Below are 19863 nucleotides of genomic sequence, written 5' to 3' on the forward strand. Positions count from 1 at the left end.
CTGTCAGTTAACTTATTTTAAGGTGGTGGTTTTATGAGAATTTGCATGTTAACTTCAAGTCATAATATTTTTGACAACAGGATTTATTATAAGGAAATACTTTCTTTGAAGAAATACTATGATGATATTTATTTGATAGCACCTGGTGATAAGGATTTTGTAACAGAGGACGGCATAAAGGTCAGGTGCTTTAAAAAGAGAAGGTCGTGGTATGACAGATTAAGACCCATGAGGGATATGTTTAATATTGCAAAGGAAGTAAATGCAGATATTTATCATGCCCATGAGCCCGATTCATTTCAGGTTGCAGTCAAATTAAAGAAAAGGTTTGGCAAAAAAATAATATTCGATTCCCACGAATATTATCCTGAGGCATTTGCTGAGCATTTCGGAGGTCTTTTTGAAATTGCAAAAAAAATGATTTATATTTACGAAAAGAGCATTGCAATACATGCAGATTATATAGTGACGGTTAATGATATTCTGGTTAATAAGTTTAAAGAGTATAATAATAGTGTTGAGCTTATAACAAACTACCCTGTTTTAGAGGGGGAAATCAATAAAACATACAGCGAGAAACCAGTGTTTGTTTATGCTGGTGGGCTATCAGAGGATAGGGGGATATTAAAAACATTAGAGGCCATTAAGCTTTCTAAAAAAGACGCTAAATATCTGTTTATAGGTAATTTTAGGGATAAGGAAACCGAAGACAGAGTAATGGATTATGTCGCTAACAATTTAAAGGAAAAAGATGTTGAGTTTACTGGAAGGATAGGGCATAAAGAGGTTATAGAGTATTTAAAGAAGGCTTATGCAGGGTTTGTCCTTTTGCAGCCTAAGAATTGGAGATATGTAAATTCTGAGCCAATCAAGCTTTTTGAATATATGATGAGCAAAACTGCAGTTATTGCAAGCGATTTTCCTATGATGGCGAGTATTGTTGAAGCTGAAAGATGCGGCGTTGTGGTTAATCCTGTTGAACCTAAAGATATTGCAGAGGCTATTGATTATTTGATTGATAACAGAGAAATTGCAATTAAAATGGGCGAAAATGGATACAGGGCAACTGTTGAAAAATATAACTGGGAAATAAATGAAAGAAAGCTTCTTATTATTTACAGACAGATAGAAGGTGAAATGGTTGGAAGTTAAGTATAATATTGAAAAGATTATTAAAAGCAAATATTTTAAGGTTGCTGTTGCGATTTATGCTGCTATTTTTGTTTATAACGCTGCCTTAACTTTAATATATCCTGAAAGGTATAGAGCAGGTGCAAATTATACTAATAAATTTAAATTAGAAGCAGATGCAGGAGAAGATGGAATTAATCCTATTATGTTTAAGGATAAAAATTTAGAAAGGGTTATTAGAATTTACCTTGGAAAAGACCAGGGGATTATTTTTGCAAAGGATGTTAGAGGAATTACGGAACTTGATTTGAGATACCAAGGGATAACAACGCTTATTGACCTGAGGTATTTCAAGGGTTTGAAAAAAATTAATGTTGCCTATAATGAGATTTCAAGCTTAGAAGGATTAACAAATCTGCCTAAGTTAGAGGAGCTTATAGCCTTTGAAAATAATATAAGCGATATAAAGGGGATTGGGAATGTAAAAACATTGAAGAAGCTTGATTTAGCTAATAATAATATTACTGATGTTAGTGAAATAAGCAGTTTAAAAAATTTGGAGATATTGAATCTATCGAGCAACAGGATTCAAAATATACTAGGATTTGAGAAGTTAATAAATTTAAAGGAGATAGATGTTTCACAGAATAATATAAAGGATTTTAGTGCTGTGGAAAAATTGAAAGTTAAACTACTTCTTGACTGGGGGAACAAATGATGCTTTTAGAGAGGCTGAGGATACGAAAAGCATATATTTTTAACTTAGCAATCTATTTTATACTGCTTTGTTACAGCTATTATTTTTATTTTTATATTTATCAGGACTATACCTACCAGGTAGGTTATTCGCTTTCATTGAATTATTTTAAACTTATTGAAGCAATAGTATTTACTGTATCTTTAGGGGCTTTATATTTATATTACGATATAAGCGACAGTATTTATTTAACGTATTCATTTATACTATATGTATTATTGTTCGTTCCATTTACTGTTTTTTACTGGATGTCGAATAATTACAGACAATACTTTTATATGGTTGTGACTGCGTTTTTGATACTTGAATTGTTTTTTATAGCTTACAAATACTTTTTCTCAACAAAAAGAGAAAAAAATACAAGATTTAATTATGAATATATACTGTTATTTGTGTTTGCTGTTTTTCTTATAGTTAATATTTTTGCATACTTAAAATATGGGCATTCGCTGTATTATTTAATTAATCTTGACGAAGTGTATAATATAAGATATGAATCAAGGGAGAAGATACCAACATATTTCAAATATATACTTCAATGGTCAGCACTTGTAGTAATTCCAACAAGTATTGCATATATAACAAAGATAAAAAAGTATTACTTATTGATTATTCCACTAACAGTTCAGCTTTTGATATTTACAATAAACGGCTCAAAGTTCTATTTGTTTTCACTATTAATCAATTTGTTTGTTTTTTTAATTTATTCGGGTGGACTTATGAATTTCATGCTGCCTGCACTTAATTTATTCATTACTTTTGTTTTGTTATGGAAAAATAATTTTGTAATGTCTGTAGGGATTAGAAGAGCTTTTTTTGTTCCTCAGTCATTGAGCTTTGTTTATTATGAATTTTTTAAATCTCACCCAAAGCTTTATTTATCAAGCAGTTTCTTGAAAAGGTTTGTCGAAAATATATACAGTTTGGACAGTCCATTTATTATATCAAGATATGTTTATCATGAACCAAAGATGTCAGCTAATGTTAATTTTATTGCAAATGCTTATTCGCATTTAGGTTTTATTGGAATTGTTTTGTTTGCAATTATACTGGCGCTGATACTATTAGCTTTTGAATATTTCAGCGAAAATAACGTAAACAGAAAATTCGTTGTTCTTATTTCATTCAGTTCATTCTTAGCGCTTGTTAATTCTTCGCTTTTGACGACATTGAAAACACACGGACTTTTAATTGCTATGATTATGAGCGTCCTATTCCTTAAAAGTTTTAGAGACTAAAGAGGGTGCAATTATGATTTTTAAGAAGCTTTTTAATATAACTTTATATGTTTTTGTTTTGCTTGTGCCAATATTGCCGTTAAAGGTAAAGATATCTATTTTACCCCTTTCGGCTGACTTTATTATTGCTTCATTTTTAATACTGTTCGGCATTTTAAATGTTATTTTTGAGGATGGATTAGAGAATATTAAGTTAAGGAATAGGAATATACAATTTTTTAGCATAATTGTTTTTATATTTTTGGTGCTTAATGCGGTTTCATTTTTTGTAGCTGTAAATAAAGGTGCTGCTATAAGCGAGAGTATGAGATTTTTTGAATATGTATTTTTATTTTATTTTACTTATATTATAGCTGATGAGAAGACTATTAATAGGACATTTAATTTGTTCTTTATTGCTATGTTGTTAGCCGCAGCTTATGGAGTAGTTCAGTTTGTGTTTGGACTTTCGCCATATACTGTAAATAGGAATATCAGGCTGAATTCAACTTTTGTAAACCCTAATTATTGGGGGGCAGCAGTTAATATTGTGATTTTCTATCCAATCGTTGAAATGATAAATAAAAGAAGGATAAGCCTGAATGATAGTTTGTTTTTAGGGCTATTTATATTTAATTTGCTTTTCAGTTTAAACAGAAGTTCCTGGTTGGCGTTTTTGGCAGGACTTTTTGTAATACTATTGTTGATTAATAAGAAGTTTATACTCTCTTTACCTGCGTTTATTATTCCTTTGATGGCACATCCTTTTACCAGAAAAAGATTTGTTACGATGCTCTCTGTTGAGAAGATAGCAAAGGACGCAAGGTTTAAGCTCTGGAAAACAGCTTATATGATGTTTAAGGAACATTTTTGGCTGGGCGTTGGGAACGGCAATTACAGATATTTTTACCCTGAATATATAGAAAGATATCCAGCTTTGTTTGTCAGGAAGGAACTTTGGAGTCCGCATAATTCTTTTCTAAAGATGTTTGCTGAGATGGGAATATTCGGTGGATTGGTTTTTATCTTGATTTATTTGATGTTGTTTTATATGGTAATTAAGGTATATAAAGGAACGAAAAGGTATAAGGTATACGCTCTAAGTTTAATAGGTTTTTGGGTTGCGTATCTATTCCAGAACAATTTCAACAATTTGATGTTTATACCACAGCTTAATGTTTTTGCGTGGCTTTTAACGGCATTAATTTTTAAGGCGTTTGTTCTTGAAACAAAGGAGGCGATTTGATGGATAGAGTGGATGAAAGATTCAAAAGGGTTGCGGTATTTGGACAAGGGTTTGTAGGGCTGCCTCTTTCACTTAGCTTTGCTATGAGGGGCTGCGATGTATATGGAGTTGATGTAGTTGAAAGTTTGGTTGTTGAAATAAATAAAGGAATAACTCATCATAAGGAAGGATTTGAAGGCAGAAGTATTCAGGAAATTTTGAAGGAACAGCTTGAAGTTGGAAGGTTTAGAGCCACCAGCGATGCAGTAGGGGCTATAAAGAACTGCAACAATATAGTTGTAACTGTTGGTATTCCAATAAGGGATGGGAAACACGATTTGACGGACCTTATTGAATGCTGCACATTGATAGGCAGAAATTTGAAAAGGGAAGATTTAGTTGTAATAAGAAGCACAGTAATTCCAGGAACGACTGAGGATATTCTGCTTCCGATTCTTGAAAAGGAATCGGGTATGAGGGCAGGGGTGGATTTCTACCTTGCATATTCATCTGAGAGAATTGCTGAGGGAAAGGCGTTTGAGGAGTTTGCTTATATGCCAACGGTTGTTGCTGGAATAAATGAAGCAAGTGCAGAATTGGCGAAAGAACTGTTGGAAGTTGTGTGCAAGGCAGATGTGCATATTGCCAGCAGCATGAAGGTTGTTGAGACGGCAAAGGTTTTTGAAAATGTTCAAAGGGATGTAAATATTGCGATGGTGCAGGAGTTTGCAAGGTTTACAGAGGCTTTGGGAATCAATATTTTTGAGGTTATAAAGGTTGCAAATACGCATAAAAGGGTTAATCTACTAACTCCGGGTCCGGGTGTTGGTGGGTATTGCATCCCAAATGCCTATCATTATCTTGAGCCAAAGGCGAAGGATTTAGACGTGCAGCTTGATATATTGAAGCTGGCGCGCGAGAAAAATGCAAATTTACCAGTAGTTATGGTCAATATATTCGAGAAACTGTTAAACAGGTCTTTTAAGAGTTTAGAAAACGCAAAAGTTGCAGTTTTGGGAATAGCGATGAAGGATTATTCAAACGATGACAGAATCAGCCCACCAATTGAGATAATTAAAATTTTAAGAAACCGCGGGGCACAGGTTTTGGCATACGACCCTGCAGTTGTTACAGAGTATAATTTTAAAGTTGGAACTTTAGAGGAAGCTGTAAATGGGGCAGATGGAATAATGGTTCTTGCAAGACAAAAGGAATTTGACGAGATAGATGTTGAAGATTTTATTAAAATGCTGAACAAAAACACTGTAATATTTGACGCTAAAAATTTGTTTGAGGGGAAAAAGGACCTTTTTGAGGAAAAAGGTATATTATATAGAACTATTTAATGGTGCCAGGCACTTAAGATTAAGTTTTACTTCATTAATTATCGAATACTAAGATTGGTTGATAAATGTTTGTCCAAATTGACAAACAACTCAAGAAGTCAAGAAATCAAGTGAATGTCACTCAATAGTTGCTAATGAGTATTTGTTGTGGTATAAATATTTTAGTATATATAAAAGTCAGGAGGCTGGCACAAATATATGAAAGTTATGCATATTATAAGTGGAGGGGAAGTTGGAGGTTCGAGGGTTCATCTTTTGAGTCTGGTTTCAAATTCTGAATGTGATGAGCATATTATAATATGTCTTATGGATGGTAAGCTTTATAGGGAAGCTATTGAGATGGGGCTTGATATAAGACTGATTGAGCAGAAGAATAGATTTGATTTAAAGGTTGTTGACGATATTGTAAGGATTTGCAAAGAGGAAGAGGTAAGATTAGTTAATTGCCATGGTGCAAGGGCAAATTTTTTGGCGTATTTTTTAAGACAAAAGTTGAAAGTTCCTTTTGTTACTACAATTCACAGCGACTATATGAAGGATTACGAAGGCAATTTTTTTAAGACATTGGTGTTTTCAAATATAAATAAAATGGTTTTAAGGTATTTTGACTATTACATAGCTGTGTCGGATGAATTTAAAAAAATGCTTGTTGAAAGAAGATTTGATGAGAATAGAATATTTGTCGTATATAATGGGATTGACTTTAACAATGTTTTGTTGAAATCAAACAGGAAAAATATTTTGAAAAAATATAAAATCAGAAATGACTCTAAAATTATAACAATGGTTGCGAGGCTTCATCCCATTAAGGGACATAAGTTTTTGTTTGATGCTATTAAACTTGTTTTAAAGGAATACGACGATGTTGTATTTTTGTTGATTGGGGACGGTTCTTTCAAAAGTGAACTTTTAAATTATAGCAAGGAATTAAATATTTTGCATAGATTAAGGTTTCTTGGGTTTCATAAACCAGATGAATATTTGGCGGTTTCAAATTTTACAGTTTTAACATCCCAGAGCGAGAGCTTCCCATTAAGCATATTAGAGGCTGCAAAGTATAAAAAGACTGTTGTGGCGACGGATGTAGGAGGAGTATCAAAATTGATAGAAGATGGAGTTAATGGATATTTAGTTAACTATGGAGAAGTGGAAGAACTTGCAGAAAAGATATTGAGTCTTTTGAGGGATGATTTAAAGTGCCAGCAGTTTGGACAAAGGCTTCATGAAAAGGCGAAGGAAAATTATTCAGTCGAGAAATTTGCTAAGCAGTATAGGGATATTTATGTGAAGATTGAAGGTGCTGGTAGAACAGGCAACGGTAGATAAATTGTAAGGCGAAACTTAGGGGTGCTCTGTTAAACTTGTTATAGCTTAATAGCTTGGCTAAATTGACAAACAACTCAAGAAGTCAAGAAATCAAGTGAATGTCACTCAGGAGGATTAGGATGTTGAAGGAGAATTATCTAGGAGTTGATGTATGTCCTTTGAATATGGGACAAGTCTTAGTTGAGGTGGATAGAATCATATTGGAAAAGGAACCTTCTTTTATCGTTGCGATAAACCCTGAAAAGATTATGAAGGCGCAGGAGGATAGCAATTTAAAAGAGCTTTTAAATAGTGCAGCCCTTCAAATTGCAGATGGGGTTGGAGTGGTTATAGCTTCGATATTGAACGGAGGCAGGATAAGAAGCAGAGTTACTGGAATTGATTTGATGGTAAATATCTGCAAAAGGGCGGCTGAAAAGGGATATGGTGTTTACTTCTTAGGTGCTAAGCCGGGAGTTGCTGAGACTGCAGTAGAGGTGCTAAAGAAAAGGTTTAAAGGCTTAAATGTGGTCGGAGTAAGAGATGGATATTATAAGGATGAAGCAGAAGTAATAAAGGATATAATCGAGAAAAAACCAGATATTTTATTTGTTGCTATGGGAAGTCCAAAGCAGGAATATTGGATAAGGAATAATATGGAAAAGCTAAATGTTTCGTTATATATGGGAATTGGAGGCAGTTTAGATGTTTTGTCTGGAAACATCAAAAGGGCGCCTAAGTTTATGAGAAGTTGCGGATTAGAGTGGCTATATAGATTGATAAAAGAACCTTGGAGATATAAAAGAATGGGTGTTTTACCAGTATTTTTATACAGGGTATTAAAAGAGAGGTTTAAAAAATGAGCAAGTCTAAATGTCTGGTAATTTTTTTTATTATTTTGCTTCTTTTCAGTTCTAACTTAAATTGTGTTAATGCAAAGTCAGAAAAAATATATTATAGAAATAAGATTATAGTTTTAACATATCATAATGTCAGCCCGCAAAAATTAACAAGGCTTACAATAACACCAGAAAGATTTGAGTCCGATATTATGCTATTAAGGGAAAAAGGTTTTAACTTTGTTTCTTTAAGGCAGACGATAGATGCTATTAATGGCAAGGGCAAAATTCCAGCAAATGCTGTTTTAATTACATTTGACGATGGATTAAAGGGTTTTTATAAACATGCAATGCCAATAATAAAAAAATATCGCATTCCAACTGTAAATTTTGTAATAACATCAAGAATTAAAAACAATGCTACAAAGGATAGTATTTCTATGAACACAGAGGAAATAAAGGATGTTATTTCAACGGGTTTAGTTGAAATTCAATCCCACACCCACGCGAGCCATGATTATATTTACATAAATGAAAATTTGGACAAAAGAAGCAAACTTGCATATCGAGCCTACGACCCTGTTAAAAAGACTATTGAAAGGCAAAATGATTTTGAAAATAGAATTTATAATGACCTTGTTGAATCAAGAAAAATATTAAAGGATGAATTTGGTATAGAATCAGATACACTTTGTTTTCCTTTTGGCCATTATAATAAAAAGGTCATAGATGAAGCTAAAAAGGCAGGATTTAAGTATTTTGTGACGACGGAAAGAGCAGCTAATGTATTAGCCTCCAAGTCGAATAAATTGTATAGGCTTCCTGCTGGATATAGCGATTTGAGCAGCAAGGAGGTGCTTAATGAAATTTTGAAATATGGGAGCTTAAAGTAATAGAGTTAATCGAGTATTGATTTTTGGGATAATGACATTGATGATGAGGTGTGGAATAATGTTTAGGCAAGGGGATTAGCATCAAAAGGTGCTAGTCTTTTTTTATTTGTTGAGATGGGCTTAAGATGTTCGAATATTACACAATCTTAAAAAAAAATTATTTCACAACTATTGCATAATTATAAATTAATATGTATAATTATAAAAAACAATCAAAAGGGGGAATTTAGATGGGAAGATAATACTTGCATATTCAGGAGGTCTGGACACTTCAATAATCATTCCATGGCTAAAGGAAAATTACAACAGTGAGATTGTAGCTGTTTGCATTGATGTTGGCCAAGGGGATGATATGGAAAAGGTTAAGGAAAAGGCTTTAAAGAGCGGAGCATCCAAGGTTTATATTGAGGATGTTAAAAAGGATTTTGTATCAGAGTATCTTTTTAAGGCTGTTAAGGCAAGAGCTTTGTATGAAGGGAAGTATCTTCTTGGAACATCATTCGCAAGACCCATAATGGCTGTTAAACTTGTTGAGATTGCCCATATGGAAGGGGCGGATATTATCTGTCATGGCTGCACAGGAAAGGGCAACGATCAGGTTAGATTTGAACTTGGTATAGCTGCACTTGACCCGAAGATAAAAATAATTGCGCCGTGGAGAATATGGAATATTAAGTCAAGGGAAGATGCAATCGATTATGCGAACAGCAAAGGCATAGAAGTTCCAGTTACAAAGCAAAAAATTTATTCTGTGGATAAAAATCTATGGCATACAAGCCATGAAGGCGGGGACTTAGAAGACCTTTGGAACGAACATAACGATGATATGTATGACACAGTGACTCCACCAGAAAGAGCAAAGGATTCTCCAACTTATATAGAGATTGACTTCGAAAAGGGTATTCCAAAAAAGGTTGACGGAAAAGAATTAGAGCCTGTCGAACTTATTGAAACATTGAACAGAATAGGTGGAGAGAATGGAATTGGAGTCATTGATATAGTCGAAAACAGATTAGTAGGTATGAAATCAAGAGGTGTATATGAAACGCCTGCAGGAACTATTCTTTATGAGGCCCACAGGAGCCTTGAGGCAATAACGCTTGATAAGGAAACATTTCATTATAAAGAACTAATATCGCATAAATATGCAGAAGTTGTATATAATGGACTATGGTTTACAAAACTGAGGGAAGCACTAGATGCTTTTATTGAAGCAACACAGGAGAACGTTAGTGGAAAGGTCAAACTAAAGCTTTATAAAGGCAACATAAAGGTTGCAGGTGTTAATAGTAAATATGCCCTTTATGATAAAAATATTTCTTCATTTGGATTCAGTGAAATATATAGCCATAAGGATGCAGAAGGATTCATCAATTTATTTGGATTACCAATTAAGATAAATTCATTAATGAAGGCGGGAATGATAGAAAATGAAACTTTGGGGTGGTAGATTCAACAAAGACCAAAATGAATTGATGAAGGAATTTAACTCGTCCTTTGGTTTCGATAAAAGGTTGATTTTTGAAGATATTAAAGGAAGCATAGCCCATGCAAGGATGCTAAAAAAAATTGGAGTATTCAGTGACGATGAGTTTGGCCTAATCGATGAGTCTTTAAACGAATTAATAAAGCAAATAAGGTCATGTCAAATAGAAGTTGATGGAGACTTTGAAGATGTTCATACATTTGTTGAAAATTTCCTTGTTCAAAAACTTGGAGATTTGGGTAAAAAGATTCATACTGCTCGAAGCAGAAATGACCAGGTAGCACTTGATATGAGATTATATTTAAAAAATGCGTGTAATAATGTTATAGACTATATCGAAGCATTAAGAGTTGCTTTGAGTAAAAAGGGCGCTGAAAATCCTTATCTTATGCCAGGATTTACTCATTTGCAGCCTGCACAAATAATTACATTTAAGTATTATCTATCGGCATATAACAGCATGCTTCAAAGAGATAAAAAAAGACTTATTAATGCTATAGACAATATGGATAAAAATCCACTTGGTTCATGTGCCCTTGCAGGAACAACACATGATATCGATATGGAATATACAAGTGATATTTTAGGGTTTATAAAACCCGTAGACAATTTTATAGATGGAGTTTCGGATAGGGATTTTGTAATTGAAGTTTTAGCTGCGCTCTCAATACTTATGATGCACTTGAGCAGATTGTGCGAAGATTTAATAATTTATAGCAGCAATCAGTTTAGGTTTATTACAATAAATGACCAATATTCAACTGGAAGCAGCATAATGCCACAAAAGAAAAACCCGGACAGCCTTGAGCTTATTAGAGGTAAAACGGGAAGAGTATATGGAGATTTGGTAGCATTGTTAACGACTATGAAGGCTCTTCCTCTTGCATATAACAAGGATATGCAAGAGGATAAGGAACCTGTATTTGATGCAATTGATACTGTCATTGCTTGTATCAGGGTTATGAAGGGCGTTATTGAAACTTTAAAAGTTAATAAGGATGAAATGCTAATTAGCTTGAATAAAGGGTTTATTAATGCTACTGAAGTTGCAGATTATCTTGTTAAAAAGGGAGTTGCTTTTAGAAGCGCACATGAAATAGTTGGAAGGATAGTTTTATTTTGCGAAGAAAAAAATAGAAACATTCATGAACTTTCAATTGAAGAACTAAAAAAATTTAGCGAACTTTTTGATAATGATATATATCCATATATTGACTATTTTAATATTGTAAACAAAGGAATTAAGAAAGCTATGCTGTAGTTTACAGCAAATTCATTCCGATTTCGACGATAAATCTTTAAAATAAAATAAATTAAATTATTTATCGACAAAAGTTTATAAAATTATGACAATTTAGAATATTGAAAAAAGTTGCACAAAATGATATAGTAAATTTATACAATTTTAAGGAGGGGTCACATGAAAAAGTTAGTCTCTTTAATGCTATCAGTATTATTAATTATCAGCTTATTTTCAGGTTGTTCGGGAAAACAAGCAAGTTCAGATGTAGTAAAGGTAGGCTGGATAGGTTCACTAACTGGCGACCAAGCAGTTTGGGGGATATCTGAATCAAGCGCTGTTGAGATGTTCTTTGAAGAAATAAACAACAATGGAGGTTTGTTAGGCAAGAAGATTGAAGTTGTAAAATATGACACAAGAGGAGATGGAACTGAAGCTGTTAACGCAGTAAGAAGATTAACAGGACAGGACAAGGTTATTGCAATAATCGGACCAAATTCAAGTGGACAAGCTATTCCTATTTCCTCTGTTCTTGAAGAAATGAAGGTTCCTGATATTGCAACTGTTGCTACTAATCCTAAGGTAACGGTTGTAGATGGCAAAGTTAAACCTTATAATTTCAGAGTTTGCTTTATTGACCCTTATCAAGGCGCGGTTGCTGCAGGATATGCAATTGACGTATTAAAGTTTAACAAAGCAGCAATACTTTATGATGTAGGCGACGACTATTCACAAGGATTAACGCAATATTTTGAGGAAACATTTACTAAAAAGGGCGGAAAGATTGTTGCTAAGGAAGGTTTTAAGAGTGGTGATGTGGACTTTAGAGCACAATTGACAAAGATTAAGGACGCTAATCCAGATGTTATATTTATGCCCTATTTCTTTAAAGAGGTTGCTCTTTCAGCTAAGCAGGCAAGGGAGCTTGGAATTAAGGCCACATTTATAGGTGGTGACGGATGGACATCAGATCAGCTTATTTCAATGGCTAAGGATGCTATTGAAGGTTCATATTATGTTAACCATCTTGATTATAATGACCCAACAGTTCAGGATTTTAAGAATAAATATAAAGAAAAATTTGGTAAAGACCCTGAGCTTAATGGATATTTAGCATATGATGCTTGTTCTATGCTAGTAGAGGCAATAAAGAAGGCAAATAGCTTTGAAGGGGAAAAGATTAAGGATGCACTTGAAACTGTTGATATAGTGGGTATCACTGGAAAACTAAAAATTGGGAAGGATTCGCACAATCCTGAGGGCAAGGATGCAGCTATAATTAAGATTGAAAATGGAGCGTTGAAGTTCATAGAAAAATATCAAGTTCAATAACAGGTGGGTTTATTCCCACCTTTCCTAAGTTGTGGAGGGATTGAGATGCTTAATTTTTTACAACAGTTAATTAATGGATTGTCTATAGGAAGTGTCTATGCTTTAATGGCAGTTGGCTATTCGCTTGTTTATAGCATTATGAACTTTTCAAATTTTGCCCACGGCGGAGTAATAATGTTTGGGGCTTATTTTGGTTTTTTCTTTATGACTCTTTACAAATTTCCTTTCTCAGTAGCTTTTATTGCTTCAGGAATTGCTGCTGCTATTTTAGCAGTTCTTGTAGAAAGAGTTGCTTATAGACCATTAAGAAATAGAAGAGCCCCATTTCTATACTTTATTATTTCAGCAATGGGTGTATCCATATTCCTTGAAAACATTGTAATTGCAACTATTGGTCCAAATTTTAAAACATATCCTGAAGTTTTTTCAGTTCAGCCGATTAAATTGGGTAGTATGGCCATAGGGAGAATCGATTTAATGATGTTTGTTATTTCTGCTGTTTGCCTTGCCTTCTTAATTTATCTTATCGATTTTACAAAGATAGGAAAGGCTATACAGGCAACGGCATACAATATGAGGGCAAGCGCACTTATGGGAATAAATACCGACATGATTATTCTAATAGTTTTTGGACTTGGCGGATTTTTAGCAGGGCTTGCTGGGGTTTTGTTTGGAATGAAATACACCGTTTATCCCCAGATAGGGAATATAACATTGAAATCATTTATAGCAGCTGTATTTGGAGGACTTGGCAGCATTCAAGGGGCTGTTATTGGTTCAATTTTATTAGGAATTATTGAAACAATTACTTCCGGTTATATTTCTTCGCAGTATAGAGATTTGATTGCATTTGCACTACTGATATTTATCCTCATAGTAAGACCAATGGGACTTATGGGCAAAGTTACTGAGGATAAGGCATAAGGAGGGCTTGTCATGCTTAGCTGGTATTATATTAAGGGAATATTAACTCTTGCAGGTATTTATCTTTTACCTGTGCTTGGTCTCTCGCTTTTAACAGGTTTTACAGGGTTATTTTCATTTGGACATGCTGGATTTATGGCTATTGGAGGATATACTACGGCTTTTATGATGGTTAAGCTGAACCTGCCTCTTATTCCATCTTTAATTATTGGAGGATTATTTGCTGCTCTTGCCAGCTTCATTATAGGTAAGCTTACTTTAAATTTGAAGGGTGATTATTTCTGCATTGCAACTTTGGGATTTGGTGAGGCTATAAGGCTTATTCTGGATAATGTTCAATATTTCGGAGGAGCAAGAGGATGGCCTGGTCTTCCTTTGAAGACTACATTAACTACAGTTGTAATAATCGATATTATAGCAGTAATATTGTTAAGAAACATCGTAAATTCAAGGCATGGCAGAAATATGATTGCAGTTAGGGAAGAGGAGCTTGCTTCGAGCGTTATCGGTATTAATGTATTCAAGCATAAGATGATGTCATTAATTATAAGTGCCTTTTATGCTGGGCTGGGAGGCGGGCTATTAGCAACCTACTTAGGTTTTTTGCAGCCTAAGATGTTCAGTCTTGTCAGGTCCACTGAACTTACTATTATAGTCATTTTTGGAGGGTTAGGGAGCATTACAGGAAGTGTAGTCGGAACACTAATTTTAATTGCTTTGCCTGAGATTTTGAGAAGTTTTGCAAATTGGAGGTTGGTTGTATACGGAATAATAGTTGTATTTATTATAACAGCAAGGCCGGAGGGTTTGTTTGGGGGTAAGGAATTGAGCTTTAACTTCTTAAAAGGATTGTTTAAACGCAGTGTTTCGAAGGCAAGGGGGGAAAATTAATATGGCACTACTTGAGATAAACGGACTAACTAAACAATTTGGAGGCATAGTAGCTGTTAATGATGTAAATTTTACAGTTGAAAAAGATAGTATTACAGGACTTATTGGTCCTAATGGAGCAGGCAAGACCACTATATTCAATCTGATAACTGGAGTATACAAGGTTTCGTCAGGAAGTATTGTTTTTGATGGTAACCACATAGAAAACAAAGAAACATACAAGATAGCGGATGCTGGAATTACAAGAACGTTTCAAAATATTAGGCTTTTTAAAAAGCTTTCTGTTTATGAAAATATTTTAACTGCATGCCAGTATAATGCAAATTACAATATTGCAGAAAGTATGATTTTTGGGTTTTTGCCTGAAAAAATTTTTGGAAACACAAGATTTTTTAAAGAGGAAAGGGCACTGAAGGAGCAGGCAACAGAGTTGATGGAAATTATGGGACTTTCGGATAGAAAAGACTTCATTGCCAACAACCTTCCATATGGTCTTCAAAGAAGGCTTGAGATTGCAAGGGCACTTGCATTAAACCCCAAACTACTTCTTTTAGACGAACCGGCAGCAGGCATGAATCCTGATGAAACAGAAAAATTGACTGAATTAATATATTTTATTAGAAAAAAGTTTAATTTAACTGTTTTACTGATAGAGCATCATATGGATTTAGTTATGGGGACATGCGATAAAATAGTAGTTCTGAACTTTGGTTGTAAACTTGCCGAAGGAACTCCTAAGGAAATACAGGAAAACACAAAGGTAAAAGAGGCTTACTTAGGGGGTGCTAATAATGCTTAACGTAAAAAATGTTAACGTCTATTATGGAGGTATTCATGCCCTAAAGGGCGTAGACATAGTTGTTAATAAGGGAGAAATTGTATCGATAATAGGCTCAAATGGGGCAGGAAAATCAACTTTGCTAAATACAATTTCAGGAATAATTAAACCTAAGGAAGGTGAAATTACCTACAAAGATGAAAAACTAAACTTAAGTCCACATAAAATTGTTGCTAAGGGTATTTGTCAAGTTCCGGAGGGAAGGCTTGTATTTGCAAATCTTACTGTAAAGGATAATTTGCTTTTGGGAGCTTATTTAAGAAAGGATAAAAAGGAAATAGAAGAGGATTTGCAAAAGGTTTTTGATATATTTCCAAGATTGTTGGAAAGGGAAAAGCAATTTGCAGGAACGCTATCAGGAGGAGAGCAGCAGATGCTGGCTATTGGAAGAGCGTTAATGGGAAGGCCGGAAATAGTTTTACTGGACGAACCATCCCTTGGGCTTGCACCTCTTTTAGTAGATACAATTTTTAACATAATACTTGACTTAAAAAGAATGGGGAACACAATACTTCTTGTTGAACAAAACGCTTTTAAAGCGCTTCAAATTTCTGATAGAGCCTATGTTCTAGAACAGGGCAAAATAACACTTGAGGGAGATGCAAAGGAAATTGCTTCAAATCCTAAGGTTCAGGAAGCATATTTAGGTAAAAAAATAAGTTAAAGGCTGCTTTTATGGCAGCCTTAATTATTAATGCATCTGTTTATTCTTTTCATTCCATATCTTTTTAAGCATAAAAATAATTGTGCTAATTGCAAACAAAAGCAATAGTCCCGTTACAAACATTTTTAAGCTTCCAGTAAGCATTCCACCTATGTAAGAATATACAATAGTTGCAGGAAGCTGACCAAGTCCCGTTGCCCAAAAGAAGGACCAGAAGCTCATTGAAGTAAGGCCGGCTGCGTAGCTGACTATATCAAATGAAACAAAGGGGAGAAGTCTTGCTACTAATATCGCATATTTCCCATACTTTTCAAAGAAAACATCTACACTTTCAAGTGCATATTTACTTGTCAGCTTTTCAACTACACTTCTACCATAAAATCTTGCTATAATAAAACAAAGTGCCGCACCGGCCATTGCACTTGACCACGATAAAATTGCTCCCTTAACCCATCCAAATAAACCTGCGTTGGCAAATGTTATAATAAACGCAGGCAGTGGAGCTGCTACGGATTGAAGAATCATAAGCATAAATGAAACTATAGGTGCCCAAATACCAAATGACAAAATATATTCTTTGGCTGCATCTACATTTACGGTCTTTAGAACGCTAAATGCCTTATCAATAGATGATTTGAAAGGTGAAACAAGTAAGTAAATTAAAATACAAATAAAAATAAGTGCAATTTTAAAATAAGTTTCATTTTTGTTTTGCATTATTTAGACCCCCGTTTTTAAACTTTTTATAACATTTAAATGATATCATATTTTCATTTGCGATATTATTCAATTTTTCGATAACTTAACATTATTTGACAGAAAAAAACTATATGTTTAACTTAATCTTTAAATATAATATATAATTTATTTGCAGAAAAATTAATTTGAGGAGGACCTTTATGAAAAAAATATTTGTTTTTATGCTTATTTTATTAAACTTGATTAATTTTGCAGCTTGTTCTAAAAAAATAAGCAAAACTGATTACGTGCTTTCTAAAGATTGGGATGCTATAATAAAATCATCTAAGGGAACAACAGTTGCATTTTATGGCTGGGGAGGAGATGACAGAATAAATAAGTGGATAGATAATTATGTTGCTAAAGAGCTAAAGCAAAAATATGATATTAATTTAAAACGCGTTCCTATGAACATTGAAGATATTTTAAGCAAAATGTTGAATGAAAAACAATTTAATGTTGATAAAGGAACTATAGATATTGTCTGGATAAATGGAGAGAATTTTTATTCAGCAAAGCAAAATGGACTCTTATTTGGGCCCTTCACAAATAAATTGCCAAATTTTCAAAGATATATTGACAAGGAATCAAAAGAAGTTAATTTTGACTTTGGATTTCCTGTTGAAGGTTATGAGGCACCATATGGCAAAGCTCAATTTGTAATGATCTATGATAAGAGTAAGACAAAAAATGCTCCTAAGAATTATAAGGAATTATTAGAGTTTGTTAAAGATAATCCAGGCAAATTTACTTATCCAGCACCTCCTGATTTTACTGGAAGTGCATTTGTAAGAAATATCATATATGAAGTTGTGGGATATGAAAATATAGTAAACGTTAAGCCTGAAAAAGATGAAGTTGCAAAGAAAATAAAACCTGCCATGGATTTACTAGTAGAGATGAAGCCTTATTTGTGGAGGAGCGGGAAAGCATATCCAGCTACTCTAGCCCAATTAGATAACATGTTTTCTGATGGTGAAATATTAATGTCTATGAACTATAATCCATTTTCAGTTTCAGGCAAAATAAAAGATGGGGTTTTCCCTAAAACAACATCAAGCTTTGTGTTTGAAAATGGAACCATTGGAAATACGCATTTTCTTGCTATTCCATTCAATGCTCAAAATAAAGAAGGGGCACTTGCAGTGATTGATTTTATATTGAGTGTTAAAGCTCAGGCTTCTAAATATGACCCTCAAAATTGGGGTGATTTACCTGTAATAGATAAGGAGAAAATGACAACAGATGAAAGAAAATTATTTGAAAGTGTAAATATAGGCGAAGGAACAATTTCACAGGAAGAATTGCTTAAACATAGATTGCCAGAATTGCCTGCAAATCTTGTCCCAATAATAGAAGAAATATGGGAAGAAACTGTTTTGAAGGGTGAATAAATTGAAAAGGCAGATTAAAATTTCATTGTTACTATTACCTGCTTTAATTGTATTTTGTATTTTTATTGTAGGAGTTATAAATTGTTTGATTCAAAGTTTGGGATATTTCCCTGCTGTTGGACTAGAAGATTTTACATTACAATATTATGTTCAGGTAATAAAGGATAAAAATTTTATTGAATCACTATTATTTAGCCTGTTTACTTCGCTTTCATCCTCAGTTTTAGCTATGTTAATAGGTGTTGCACTGTCATTTATACTGCTCAACAAAAATTATGATAAAAACATGGAGTTTTTATTGAAAATTCCAATTGCAGTGCCGCATATTGTTGCTGCTCTGCTTGTTTTCAATATGCTTTCATCAAATGGAATTTTGCCAAGGATTCTTTATAATATAGGTTTTCATGATGTTCAAAACACATTTCCAACTTTGATATTCGATGATTATGGAATTGGTGTTATAATAGCATATTTGTGGAAGGAGATTCCGTTTGTTACTCTTGTAGTTTACAGTGTCCTTAAAAATATCAATCGTGGTCTATTTGATGTAGCGCTAAACCTTGGTGCAAGTAGAAGGCAGGTATTTTTTCATGTCCTACTTCCACTTGCAACTCCATCGATTGTTTCAAGCTTTATTATTATCTTTGCATACTCCTTTGGTGCATTTGAAGTTCCTTATCTTTTAGGGCCAACTAACCCAAAGGCTCTTCCTGTAAAGGCATATCTGGAATATATAGAGCCGGATTTGACAAATAGACCAATAGCTATGGCTGTTAATACAGTCATTATAATTATTTCATTTGTGCTTGTAGCAATATATGAATACGTAATAAGAAAGTTTGTAAGGTGAAATTATGATTTTGAAAAAAATTATTGTTTTTATTTTATTATTTCCTCTATTAATTATTTTCCTTTGGAGCTTTGCATCTACATGGAGCTGGCCTAATTTATTCCCTGAAGGAATTTCTACAAGGGGATTTGTAAGCATTATTTCAAAGGGAAACGGTTCGTTAGAAGCTTTGATAAATAGCATTGCTATATCCTTTTGTGTAACTATAATTGCTCTGATTATAAGCATTATGGCAGCAAGAGCATTAGGACTTTATGAATTTAAAGGAAAATGGATAATCAAATTAGCTATGTTTGCCCCAATAATCGTTCCTATTACACCGGTTGGGATGGGAATACATTATATTTTCATTAAGCTAGGGATTGCAAATACGTTATTAGGTATCATAATAGCTCATTTAATTCCAACTCTGCCATATGGTATTAGAATAATAACAGATATAATTGAAATAGTTGGAGATAAGTTTGAAAATCAGGGTAAAGTTTTAGGAGCTTCTAAAGTCAAAGTTTTTATTAATATAACTTTACCGATGATAATGCCCGGCATTATTACAGCAGGAAGTTTAATTTTTATAGTATCCTTTAGTCAATATTTTTTGACATTTATAATAGGTGGAGGAGTAATCTCTACATTTCCAATAATAATGTTCCCATTTATTCAAAATGGGGATAGGGTTATAGCTTCAAGTTACAGCATTGTTTTTGTAGTTACTGCAATTATAATTCTTTTAATTTTAGAAAATGCAGTGAAAAAATATTTTAAATTACAAAATCATTTTTATTTGTAAGGGGAG

General features: G+C 33.5%; 19 protein-coding genes. 18 read left to right on the forward strand and 1 reads right to left on the reverse strand.

Translation table 11 applies throughout. From position 1 onward, the window contains the following. Nucleotides 1–33: 33 nt before the first annotated feature. The 15 genes from ABG79_RS03805 (at nt 34) to ABG79_RS03875 (ending at nt 16088) form a co-directional block, all read left to right on the forward strand. A complete protein-coding gene (locus tag ABG79_RS03805) occupies nt 34–1152 on the forward strand; it encodes a glycosyltransferase family 4 protein (RefSeq protein WP_242859304.1) in 1119 nt (372 codons plus the stop codon). Next, complete coding sequence (locus tag ABG79_RS03810) at nt 1142–1849, forward strand: leucine-rich repeat domain-containing protein (RefSeq protein ID WP_057977302.1); 708 nt, start codon at nt 1142–1144, stop codon at nt 1847–1849. The genes ABG79_RS03805 and ABG79_RS03810 overlap by 11 nt, the downstream gene beginning before the upstream one ends. After that, nucleotides 1846–3126 (forward strand): oligosaccharide repeat unit polymerase, encoded by a 1281-nt coding sequence (locus ABG79_RS03815; protein WP_057977304.1) that lies wholly within the window; start codon nt 1846–1848, stop codon nt 3124–3126. The genes ABG79_RS03810 and ABG79_RS03815 overlap by 4 nt, the downstream gene beginning before the upstream one ends. A 13-nt stretch (nt 3127–3139) precedes the next feature. Further along, complete coding sequence (locus tag ABG79_RS03820; protein ID WP_057977306.1) at nt 3140–4351, forward strand: O-antigen ligase family protein; 1212 nt, start codon at nt 3140–3142, stop codon at nt 4349–4351. Continuing rightward, nucleotides 4351–5676 carry a nucleotide sugar dehydrogenase gene (locus ABG79_RS03825; RefSeq protein ID WP_057977308.1) on the forward strand — a complete coding sequence of 442 codons (1326 nt, stop codon included), beginning with the start codon at nt 4351–4353 and terminating at the stop codon, nt 5674–5676. The genes ABG79_RS03820 and ABG79_RS03825 overlap by 1 nt, the downstream gene beginning before the upstream one ends. A gap of 198 nt (nt 5677–5874) precedes the next feature. Further along, a complete protein-coding gene (locus tag ABG79_RS03830) occupies nt 5875–7002 on the forward strand; it encodes a glycosyltransferase family 4 protein (protein ID WP_057977310.1) in 1128 nt (375 codons plus the stop codon). Between the two features lie 119 nt (nt 7003–7121). After that, complete coding sequence (locus ABG79_RS03835; protein ID WP_200956792.1) at nt 7122–7844, forward strand: WecB/TagA/CpsF family glycosyltransferase; 723 nt, start codon at nt 7122–7124, stop codon at nt 7842–7844. Beyond that, nucleotides 7841–8713, forward strand: a complete 873-nt coding sequence (locus tag ABG79_RS03840; RefSeq protein ID WP_057977312.1) for a polysaccharide deacetylase family protein — start codon at nt 7841–7843, stop codon at nt 8711–8713. Before ABG79_RS03835 ends, ABG79_RS03840 begins: the two co-directional genes overlap by 4 nt. A 211-nt stretch (nt 8714–8924) precedes the next feature. Then, nucleotides 8925–10163: an argininosuccinate synthase gene (locus tag ABG79_RS03845; protein WP_057977314.1), complete on the forward strand. Its 1239-nt coding sequence runs from the start codon at nt 8925–8927 to the stop codon at nt 10161–10163. After that, nucleotides 10144–11460 (forward strand): argininosuccinate lyase, encoded by a 1317-nt coding sequence (gene argH / locus ABG79_RS03850; RefSeq protein WP_057977316.1) that lies wholly within the window; start codon nt 10144–10146, stop codon nt 11458–11460. The genes ABG79_RS03845 and argH overlap by 20 nt, the downstream gene beginning before the upstream one ends. 159 nt (nt 11461–11619) lie before the next feature. Continuing rightward, nucleotides 11620–12771 (forward strand): ABC transporter substrate-binding protein, encoded by a 1152-nt coding sequence (locus tag ABG79_RS03855; RefSeq protein ID WP_057977318.1) that lies wholly within the window; start codon nt 11620–11622, stop codon nt 12769–12771. 45 nt (nt 12772–12816) lie between these two features. Then, nucleotides 12817–13695, forward strand: coding sequence for a branched-chain amino acid ABC transporter permease (locus tag ABG79_RS03860; protein ID WP_057977320.1), 879 nt, complete (start codon nt 12817–12819; stop codon nt 13693–13695). 12 nt (nt 13696–13707) lie between these two features. Beyond that, on the forward strand, nt 13708–14586 hold the full coding sequence (locus ABG79_RS03865) for a branched-chain amino acid ABC transporter permease (RefSeq protein ID WP_057977322.1): 879 nt from the start codon (nt 13708–13710) through the stop codon (nt 14584–14586). A gap of 1 nt (nt 14587) precedes the next feature. Continuing rightward, the gene (locus tag ABG79_RS03870) at nt 14588–15385 is read left to right on the forward strand and encodes an ABC transporter ATP-binding protein (RefSeq protein WP_057977323.1); all 798 of its coding nucleotides are present in this window, start codon (nt 14588–14590) and stop codon (nt 15383–15385) included. Next, complete coding sequence (locus ABG79_RS03875; protein ID WP_057977325.1) at nt 15378–16088, forward strand: ABC transporter ATP-binding protein; 711 nt, start codon at nt 15378–15380, stop codon at nt 16086–16088. The genes ABG79_RS03870 and ABG79_RS03875 overlap by 8 nt, the downstream gene beginning before the upstream one ends. A 27-nt stretch (nt 16089–16115) precedes the next feature. On the opposite strand, the gene ABG79_RS03880 is transcribed toward ABG79_RS03875, so the two are convergent. Further along, nucleotides 16116–16805, reverse strand: coding sequence for a TVP38/TMEM64 family protein (locus tag ABG79_RS03880; RefSeq protein ID WP_057977327.1), 690 nt, complete (start codon nt 16803–16805; stop codon nt 16116–16118). A gap of 182 nt (nt 16806–16987) precedes the next feature. On the opposite strand from ABG79_RS03880, the gene ABG79_RS03885 reads away from it, so the two are divergent. Genes ABG79_RS03885 through ABG79_RS03895 form a run of 3 tightly spaced genes read left to right on the forward strand, consistent with a single transcriptional unit; the run spans nt 16988 to nt 19857 of the window. Beyond that, the gene (locus ABG79_RS03885) at nt 16988–18220 is read left to right on the forward strand and encodes an ABC transporter substrate-binding protein (protein WP_057977329.1); all 1233 of its coding nucleotides are present in this window, start codon (nt 16988–16990) and stop codon (nt 18218–18220) included. A 1-nt stretch (nt 18221) separates the two neighbouring features. Then, the gene (locus ABG79_RS03890) at nt 18222–19070 is read left to right on the forward strand and encodes an ABC transporter permease (RefSeq protein WP_057977331.1); all 849 of its coding nucleotides are present in this window, start codon (nt 18222–18224) and stop codon (nt 19068–19070) included. Nucleotides 19071–19074: 4 nt separating this feature from the next. Further along, nucleotides 19075–19857, forward strand: coding sequence for an ABC transporter permease (locus ABG79_RS03895; protein ID WP_057977333.1), 783 nt, complete (start codon nt 19075–19077; stop codon nt 19855–19857). Nucleotides 19858–19863 lie beyond the last annotated feature (6 nt).

The organism is Caloramator mitchellensis, from assembly GCF_001440545.1.
Taxonomy (GTDB): Bacteria; Bacillota; Clostridia; order Clostridiales; family Caloramatoraceae; genus Caloramator; species Caloramator mitchellensis.

Coding starts and splice junctions, on each gene's coding strand:
- ABG79_RS03805 (WP_242859304.1), top strand. CDS start 34: ATGAGAATTTGCATGTTAACTTCAAGTCATAATATTTTTGACAACAGG.
- ABG79_RS03815 (WP_057977304.1), top strand. CDS start 1,846: ATGATGCTTTTAGAGAGGCTGAGGATACGAAAAGCATATATTTTTAAC.
- ABG79_RS03820 (WP_057977306.1), top strand. CDS start 3,140: ATGATTTTTAAGAAGCTTTTTAATATAACTTTATATGTTTTTGTTTTG.
- ABG79_RS03825 (WP_057977308.1), top strand. CDS start 4,351: ATGGATAGAGTGGATGAAAGATTCAAAAGGGTTGCGGTATTTGGACAA.
- ABG79_RS03830 (WP_057977310.1), top strand. CDS start 5,875: ATGAAAGTTATGCATATTATAAGTGGAGGGGAAGTTGGAGGTTCGAGG.
- ABG79_RS03835 (WP_200956792.1), top strand. CDS start 7,122: ATGTTGAAGGAGAATTATCTAGGAGTTGATGTATGTCCTTTGAATATG.
- ABG79_RS03840 (WP_057977312.1), top strand. CDS start 7,841: ATGAGCAAGTCTAAATGTCTGGTAATTTTTTTTATTATTTTGCTTCTT.
- argH (WP_057977316.1), top strand. CDS start 10,144: ATGAAACTTTGGGGTGGTAGATTCAACAAAGACCAAAATGAATTGATG.
- ABG79_RS03855 (WP_057977318.1), top strand. CDS start 11,620: ATGAAAAAGTTAGTCTCTTTAATGCTATCAGTATTATTAATTATCAGC.
- ABG79_RS03860 (WP_057977320.1), top strand. CDS start 12,817: ATGCTTAATTTTTTACAACAGTTAATTAATGGATTGTCTATAGGAAGT.
- ABG79_RS03865 (WP_057977322.1), top strand. CDS start 13,708: ATGCTTAGCTGGTATTATATTAAGGGAATATTAACTCTTGCAGGTATT.
- ABG79_RS03870 (WP_057977323.1), top strand. CDS start 14,588: ATGGCACTACTTGAGATAAACGGACTAACTAAACAATTTGGAGGCATA.
- ABG79_RS03875 (WP_057977325.1), top strand. CDS start 15,378: ATGCTTAACGTAAAAAATGTTAACGTCTATTATGGAGGTATTCATGCC.
- ABG79_RS03880 (WP_057977327.1), bottom strand. CDS start 16,805: ATGCAAAACAAAAATGAAACTTATTTTAAAATTGCACTTATTTTTATT.
- ABG79_RS03885 (WP_057977329.1), top strand. CDS start 16,988: ATGAAAAAAATATTTGTTTTTATGCTTATTTTATTAAACTTGATTAAT.
- ABG79_RS03895 (WP_057977333.1), top strand. CDS start 19,075: ATGATTTTGAAAAAAATTATTGTTTTTATTTTATTATTTCCTCTATTA.